Annotated in this window: 8 protein-coding genes; 3 read left to right on the top strand and 5 right to left on the bottom strand. The window is 36.6% G+C overall.

What is annotated here, in order from left to right; genetic code table 11:
* From glnA to hflX, 4 genes are all read right to left on the bottom strand, one after another.
* On the bottom strand, positions 1 to 1,328 hold a 1,328-nt coding region (gene glnA / locus KI369_RS24280; protein ID WP_212957770.1), incomplete at its 3' end, for a type I glutamate--ammonia ligase.
* 48 nt (positions 1,329 to 1,376) lie between these two features.
* Positions 1,377 to 1,766 (bottom strand): transcriptional repressor GlnR, encoded by a 390-nt coding sequence (gene glnR, locus KI369_RS24275; protein WP_000656784.1) that lies wholly within the window; start codon positions 1,764 to 1,766, stop codon positions 1,377 to 1,379.
* 175 nt (positions 1,767 to 1,941) lie between these two features.
* On the bottom strand, positions 1,942 to 3,213 hold the full coding sequence (locus KI369_RS24270) for a methionine gamma-lyase family protein (RefSeq protein WP_212957768.1): 1,272 nt from the start codon (positions 3,211 to 3,213) through the stop codon (positions 1,942 to 1,944).
* Positions 3,206 to 4,480, bottom strand: a complete 1,275-nt coding sequence (hflX, locus tag KI369_RS24265; protein WP_212957767.1) for a GTPase HflX — start codon at positions 4,478 to 4,480, stop codon at positions 3,206 to 3,208. Before hflX ends, KI369_RS24270 begins: the two co-directional genes overlap by 8 nt.
* Positions 4,481 to 4,572: 92 nt before the next feature.
* Here hflX and KI369_RS24260 point away from each other — a divergent pair, with 92 nt between their 5' ends.
* Positions 4,573 to 5,196 (top strand): trimeric intracellular cation channel family protein, encoded by a 624-nt coding sequence (locus KI369_RS24260; RefSeq protein WP_000312272.1) that lies wholly within the window; start codon positions 4,573 to 4,575, stop codon positions 5,194 to 5,196.
* A 99-nt stretch (positions 5,197 to 5,295) separates the two neighbouring features.
* Positions 5,296 to 5,433: a hypothetical protein gene (locus KI369_RS24255; RefSeq protein WP_016086714.1), complete on the top strand. Its 138-nt coding sequence runs from the start codon at positions 5,296 to 5,298 to the stop codon at positions 5,431 to 5,433.
* A 30-nt stretch (positions 5,434 to 5,463) separates the two neighbouring features.
* Here the strand turns inward: KI369_RS24255 and spoVK are convergent, their stop codons facing one another.
* Positions 5,464 to 6,420, bottom strand: a complete 957-nt coding sequence (spoVK, locus tag KI369_RS24250; RefSeq protein WP_212957766.1) for a stage V sporulation protein K — start codon at positions 6,418 to 6,420, stop codon at positions 5,464 to 5,466.
* 113 nt (positions 6,421 to 6,533) lie between these two features.
* Here spoVK and KI369_RS24245 point away from each other — a divergent pair.
* Positions 6,534 to 7,492 (top strand): tyrosine-type recombinase/integrase (locus KI369_RS24245; RefSeq protein ID WP_212957764.1); only part of this gene is annotated, 959 nt, incomplete at its 3' end.

The raw sequence follows: 7,492 nt of genomic DNA, 5'->3' as shown, positions 1-7,492 counted from the left end.
AGAGACATATACTGATCGCGTTCCCATTGGTGAACTTGCGTGCGGAAAATATCCCACTCAATCTCTTTCGCTTCGATGAAGTGCTCAAGTAAATGCTCACCTAGTGCACCACATACTACTTCATTCGATTGTAATGTAACTAAAGCTTGCGCTAATGTTGCTGGTAAATCAACGATACCTGCTTCTTCGCGCTCTTCTTTTGTCATAACGTAGATGTTACGATCTACTGCAGCTGGTGGAGTTAATTTGTTTTTAATTCCGTCAAGACCTGCTGCTAATAATGTAGCCATTACTAAATATGGGTTTGCAGCTGGGTCAACACTACGTACTTCTACGCGCGTACTAATACCACGAGATGCAGGGATACGTACTAATGGACTACGGTTTTGTGCAGACCATGCTACGTAACAAGGAGCTTCGTATCCAGGTACTAAACGCTTGTATGAGTTTACAGTTGGATTTGCTACCGCTGTAAATGCTGGTGCGTGTTTTAAAATACCTGCGATGAAGTGACGAGCATCATCACTTAATTGTAAGTCACCATTTTGATCGAAGAATACATTCTCACCATTTTTGAATAGTGATAAGTTACAGTGCATTCCTGAACCGTTCACACCGTATAATGGTTTTGGCATAAATGTTGCATGTAAACCGTGTTTACGAGCAATTGTTTTTACAACAAGTTTGAATGTTTGAATATCATCACATGAACGAATTGCATTTGCATATTTGAAGTCAATTTCGTGTTGCCCTGGAGCAACCTCATGGTGAGACGCTTCAATTTCAAATCCCATTTCTTCAAGTTCAAGAACAATATCACGACGACAGTTTTCCCCTAGATCCATCGGCGCAAGGTCGAAGTATCCACCGTTATCGTTTAATTCTAATGTTGGATTTCCTTTTTCATCTACTTTAAATAGGAAGAATTCTGGCTCTGGTCCAAGATTGAAATCTGAGAATCCTAATGCTTCCATTTCTTTTAATACACGCTTTAAGTTGTTACGTGGATCACCATCAAATGGAGTGCCATCTGCATTGTAAATATCACAGATTAATCGAGCTACTTTTCCTTTTTCAGCTGTCCAAGGGAAAATTACCCAAGTATCTAAATCCGGATATAAGTACATATCAGATTCTTCAATACGTACGAAACCTTCAATAGAAGATCCATCAAACATCATTTTGTTATCAAGAGCTTTTGTTAATTGGCTCACTGGAATTTCTACGTTTTTAATTACTCCTAAAAGGTCCGTAAATTGTAAGCGGATATACTTTACATTCTCTTCTTTCGCCAAACGGAAAATATCTTCTCTTGTGTACCTAGCCATTATAAATTCCTCCTTAGTCCCTCTAAACACCTTCAGAATCAGTTATCTTTAGTGAAAAAACCTTGAAATGTCACCTTGTCGCAATGAAGTTCGATTAAATCTACCTGTATGTTGTAGTTCATCTCGAAGTATTTTGCGAAGCTCAGTTTTTGAAATTTCTTTCGTTTCTTCTTTTACTTTCACTGTTTCTGTTTGATTTTCTTTCATTAGTAATACTTGTTTAATACCAGCCATATTCAAGCCTTGATCTAATAAATCTTTAATCTCTAACAACTTATCTACATCGTTAAATGAAAATAATCTACGATTCCCCTTTGTACGGGTTGGAGAAACAAGATTATGTTCTTCATAGTAGCGAATTTGACGTGCAGATAATTGTGTTAAATCCATAACAATACCAATAGGAAACAGCGGGGCAGAACGTCTATCTTCTTTCATTGTTTCAGTTCCTCCTTCGCCTTAACTGTTTCTCATTTTATACCATGTTATGTTTAGTGTCAATAGATGTTAGCTTTTCTTACATGATTTTTTATAAATTTTTTCATTCTTTTTTCTAATGAAACAAATCATGACTTTCACACGAAAAAAGCTGTCGAAATCGACAGCTTCCTCCTTAAGAAATTGTTAATAATTCTTTTTCAATTAATGCATCAATTGCAGAACAAATCGCAATTTTCACATGTGAATAAGTTAATCCACCCTGCACGTAAGCAACATACGGCGGGCGAATCGGACCATCGGCTGACAACTCAATACTCGCACCTTGAATAAACGTTCCCGCAGCCATAATTACATCATCTTCATAACCCGGCATATAGTTGGCATATGGAGTAAAGTGCGAATTAATCGGAGATGCATATTGAATCGCTTGGCAAAATGCAATCATACGATCTTTATCATCAAATTGAACAGACTGAATTAAATCTGTTCTTGGCGCATTCCATGCTGGTGAAGTATTCATTCCTAACTTTTCTAAAAATGCAGCTGTAAAAATCGCACCTTTTAGCGCTTGTCCCGCTACATGCGGTGCTAAGAAGAAACCTTGATACATTTCTTGCAAACTATATAAAGAAGCTCCTGCTTCCGCACCGATTCCTGGAGATGTTAAACGATATGCACACGCTTCAACATACTGTTCTTTACCAACAATATAACCACCAGTTTTAACAATTCCACCACCTGGGTTTTTAATAAGCGAACCCGCCATTAAATCTGCACCAACATGACATGGCTCTTGTTCTTCAATAAACTCGCCATAACAATTATCTACAAACACAACAACATCCGGCTTAATTTCTTTAACAAACGCTATCATCTCTTTAATTTGAGAAATAGTAAACGACGGACGAGTAGCGTAGCCTTTTGAGCGCTGAATACCAATCATCTTCGTATTACTATGCATGGCAGCCGCAACAGCTCCATAATCAACAAGCCCCTCTTCAGTAAGCGGAACTGCATTATAACCAATATTATATTCTTTAAATGAACCTACACCTTTTCCGCGTACACCAACGATTTCTTCTAACGTATCATACGGCTTGCCAGTGATATACAATAACTCATCTCCTGGACGCAAAATACCGAATAACGCTGTAGAAATAGCGTGAGTACCTGAAATAATTTGCGGACGAACAAGACCAGCTTCCGCTCCAAATACATCCGCATACACTTTTTCTAACGTATCACGGCCAATATCATCATAACCGTAACCTGTCGTCGGAATAAAATGAGAATCGCTAATTTTATGTTTACGAAAACTTTCTAATACACGAAACTGATTACTTTCAATTACTTCATCCGCACGTTTATGCACTTCTGTAATTTGGCTCTCTACTTCTTTTACAATTGGAGCAATTTTTTCTCCATTTTTCAAACGATCAAACATTTTTATTTTCTCCTTCTTCCACTAAGTATCTCTTTAATTGCACATTAAGCGATGAATGAGCAAAGATATACCCTGCGCAATTATATACAAATTTATCTTCTAGAAACTCCATCTTTGTTAATAGTGTTTCCGTCTTGAGTAGCGTTAACAACTTACCCTCACTCGGAGGAACTTCCACTTGATAACAATTCATTTCTTCCTTCATTTTCGTTTCTATCGCTTCTTTTATATGTAATAAATCATTTTCTTCAAAAGCACTAGTCATTAAGAAGTCACTTTTAGGAAACGGAATAAAGTTTTGATGTAATTCATCTTTTTTATTATATAACGTAATAATAGGAATGTGATTAATTTCAAGTTCTGATAATAATTGTTTTACCGTTTTCTCATGCCCTACATAATTAGGGTCTGCAGAATCAACTACATGTAAAATAACATCCGCTTCACCAGCTTCTTCTAATGTCGAACGAAAAGCTGCAATTAATGACGTAGGTAAATCCTGTATAAAACCAACCGTATCCGTTAGTAATACTGTATAACCAGAAGGCAATGGCATCTTCCTTGTCGTCGGATCTAGCGTTGCAAACAACAAGTTTTCTTCAAATGTATCAGCTTCCGTTAATCTATTAAACAGCGTAGATTTCCCCGCATTCGTATATCCTATTAACGAAACTTGAAATACTTTATTATCTTTTCTTCTCTCACGATATCTTTTTCGATGTTCCACAACAACTGCAAGTTGTTTCTTTATTTCATCAATCCGTGATCGAATATGACGACGATCTGTCTCAAGTTTCGTCTCACCCGGCCCTCTCGTTCCAATACCACCACCAAGACGTGATAAAGACAATCCTTGCCCCATAAGACGCGGCATTGTATATTGCAACTGAGCTAATTCTACTTGAAGCTTACCTTCTCTCGACTTCGCACGTTGCGCAAAAATATCTAATATGAGTTGCGTTCGATCAATTACCCTCGCATCTAATACTGAGGATAAATTCCGAATTTGACTCGGCGTTAATTCGTTATTAAATACAATCACATCCGGTTCTAATTCTTCAGTTAGCATTGCGAGCTCTTCTAATTTACCTTTACCTATATAAGTCGCCGGATGAAACTTCGGTCGTTTTTGCGTGGTAGACACTAACAATTCTGCACGTGCAGTCTTCGCTAGCGATGCAAGTTCTTTCATGGAATGCATAAACTTTTCATCATCTTCTTGCGGCAATTGACAGCCCACTAATATGACTTTTTCTTTTTCTTCCATCAAATATGTTCACTCATCCTTTTCGAAATTTAAACCTTCTAATATAATAGCAGAGGAAGCACATTTCATCTAGTTAGCGGGGGAGAAAATTCATGGCATGGGAGATTTTTAGCATCATAGGCACAATCGCTTTCGCACTAAGCGGAGCCATTGTTGCAATGGAAGAGGATTATGATATTTTCGGGGTGTATATTTTAGGAATGGCAACCGCATTTGGGGGAGGTGCCCTTCGTAATTTATTAATCGGATATCCGATTGTCGCGTTTTGGCAACAAGACATGTTATTCCAAATCGCACTTTTATCAATGACAATTATTTTTCTTTTTCCAAATAAATTAATTAGACACTGGAAAAAGTGGGAAAATATCACTGATGCTATCGGCTTATCAGCATTTGCCGTACAAGGAGCATTATACGCTCAAAAATTAAATTTACCAATTAGCGCTACAATTGTAGCAGCTGTTTTAACTGGCATTGGCGGCGGTATTATACGCGATCTTTTAGCCCGTAGAAAACCTCTCGTTCTTCGAGCTGAAGTATATGCTTTTTGGACGATTCTAGCAGGTTTCTTAATCGGCGCTCAAATTATTGTTAGCGATTGGGCTCTATACACCTTATTCATTTTAATTGTTTGCTTCCGCATGGTTTCTATTCATTATAAATGGCATTTACCGCATCGACGCATCGACACAAACGAACGTTCAATGCATAAATAGCAATCCAACCTCTTTACAAATCGTAAAGAGGTTTTTCTTTTCTAACGAGTTTTTCTTTACATAATGTTTATACTAATCCTCAAAGCGAGGTGAATACAAATGACAAACCATGTTAATAAAGGTGCTCAAAAAAGCTCAGTAGGTCAAATTGGGCACGATCCTAATTCTGCACACGAAAAAAGCGCTAAAATGGAACGCTTCCATAAATCTTATCAAGAAAAAGCAAAAAAAGAGTAACAGCACTTATACAAAAAACAGACGCACAGTTTACGTACTGTGCGTCTCATCTTCAAGCATCAAATCCATACTTGATATCCCAATTAAATCATATTTATCATACGTATCCTCTTGTAACAGACGCATAGCCTGTGTACGAATCGATTTTTCAACAATATTCCGTACATATCTTCCATTACTAAACGATGTAATTTGCGATGAGTACTTTACAGCATGTAAATGATCTCTAAATTTCCACTCAGCCTCTTTCGATAACTGGTATTCACGTTCTTCATACATCCTCTTCCCTATTTCTAACAGCTGATTTACTGAGTAATCCGCAAATTCAATTATAAACGGAAAACGGGATTGCAGACCTGGATTTAATGAAAGAAAGTGATTCATCTCTCTTGAATATCCGGCTAAAATCAATACAAAACCGTGTTGTTTATCCTCCATATGTTTCACAAGCGTATCAATTGCTTCTTTTCCAAAATCTTTCTCTCCCCCTCGCGCTAATGAATACGCCTCATCAATAAACAAAATACCTCCCATTGCTTTTTTTATTAAATCTCTTGTTTTTTGAGCTGTATGACCGATGTATTCTCCTACAAGATCCGCACGTTCAGCTTCAACTAAGTGCCCTTTTGATAGAATATTCATCTCAAACAACAATTTCCCTATCATTCTAGCAACAGTTGTCTTCCCTGTACCCGGATTCCCTTTAAACAACATATGGAGCACTTGCTTCTCAGACTTCAACCCTATTTCTTGTCTTTTTTTATTTACATAAATCCAAGCATATATTTCTTTTATTATCTTTTTTATATCATCCATTCCAACGAGCTTTCCCATCTCTTCTTCAATTCTTTGCAGCATCTCATGTTTCGTAGTAGTTTCACTTGAAATTACCGTTTTATTTTCCGCGGCCGGTAAAGAAATTTTCTTTCGATGATTTAACACAATGTTAATTTGATTATTATTTTTCTTTCGCATCGATTGTTCCATACAATCACCTCATTTTATCCACTCACCAAATATTATTATTCCTGCCTCCCTTGCAAATGACTATTTTCAGAAAAGTTTGCTATAATATAAGAAATAATGAAGGTGGTGGGACTATGGAGACAACGGAATTCCATGATACAATACAAGCCTTTTCTATTTTTTTATTGAATAAAGGCCGAAAACCTTCAACCATTAAACGTTATGTTTATGACATTGAAGATTTCGGACATTGGTTAGAAAAAAACAAAAAGCTCCCTTCCAGTAATATATGGGCTACACTTTGTACAAAAGACTACGAAGATTATTTTTCCGACTTAAAAAAGAATCGACATTACTCAGAGAAAACGATGCACCGTGTATTTATTGTATTAAATAGAATGCATCACTTTCTAAACATCCCTAACCCATTAAAGGACATAGGAATTTCTATTCAACCAGACCGCACACTCCGCAATGAAGATTTCATTTCATCTGATGAAGAAAAAAGATTAAAGCATATTGTCACTTCATTAGAGGGACTTTCAGAGAAGCAACGTCCTGTACGCCCTTTATTAATGGATCGTAATATCGCCATTTTAAATTTACTAATCGACTATGGATTATCCTTACAGGAACTTACAGCATTAACTATGCACCACGTCCACTTTGAAACAAACACATTATCTATCCCAGCAACCGCAGGGCTAGAAAGAACAATTACATTAACTAACGAAGACAAAAAACAACTATATACTTATTACAAAAGCATCCCAGAACCCGTTCGTCCAAAATACCATAGTAATGATCCATTATTTATTGCATTTGATTTTAATCGTGGAACATACAGATGGGTATACGAAAATGATGCACCAAAGGGATTAACAGAAATCGCTATCCAAAAAATGATTCGCCTTGAAGTATCTAGAGCTAATTTACGCAAAGGAATCTCAGGACAACACTTTCGTAACACCTATATTTTAAACTTAATAAAAAAAGAAACTCCAGAATCAGAAATTATAAAACTAGTTGGATTTAAATCAAAAGTTTCACTCAAACGATATTATCAATACGCAGAAAATAGAAAAAACGCCTT

Origin of the sequence: Bacillus sanguinis (assembly GCF_018332475.1) — a bacterium.
Classification (GTDB): Bacteria; Bacillota; Bacilli; order Bacillales; family Bacillaceae_G; genus Bacillus_A; species Bacillus_A sanguinis.
Note: the sequence above shows the minus strand (reverse complement) of the source record. Positions and strands in the feature narration are given on the sequence as shown.

Coding starts and splice junctions, on each gene's coding strand:
- glnR (WP_000656784.1), bottom strand. CDS start 1,766: ATGAAAGAAGATAGACGTTCTGCCCCGCTGTTTCCTATTGGTATTGTT.
- KI369_RS24270 (WP_212957768.1), bottom strand. CDS start 3,213: ATGTTTGATCGTTTGAAAAATGGAGAAAAAATTGCTCCAATTGTAAAA.
- hflX (WP_212957767.1), bottom strand. CDS start 4,480: ATGGAAGAAAAAGAAAAAGTCATATTAGTGGGCTGTCAATTGCCGCAA.
- KI369_RS24260 (WP_000312272.1), top strand. CDS start 4,573: ATGGCATGGGAGATTTTTAGCATCATAGGCACAATCGCTTTCGCACTA.
- KI369_RS24255 (WP_016086714.1), top strand. CDS start 5,296: ATGACAAACCATGTTAATAAAGGTGCTCAAAAAAGCTCAGTAGGTCAA.
- spoVK (WP_212957766.1), bottom strand. CDS start 6,420: ATGGAACAATCGATGCGAAAGAAAAATAATAATCAAATTAACATTGTG.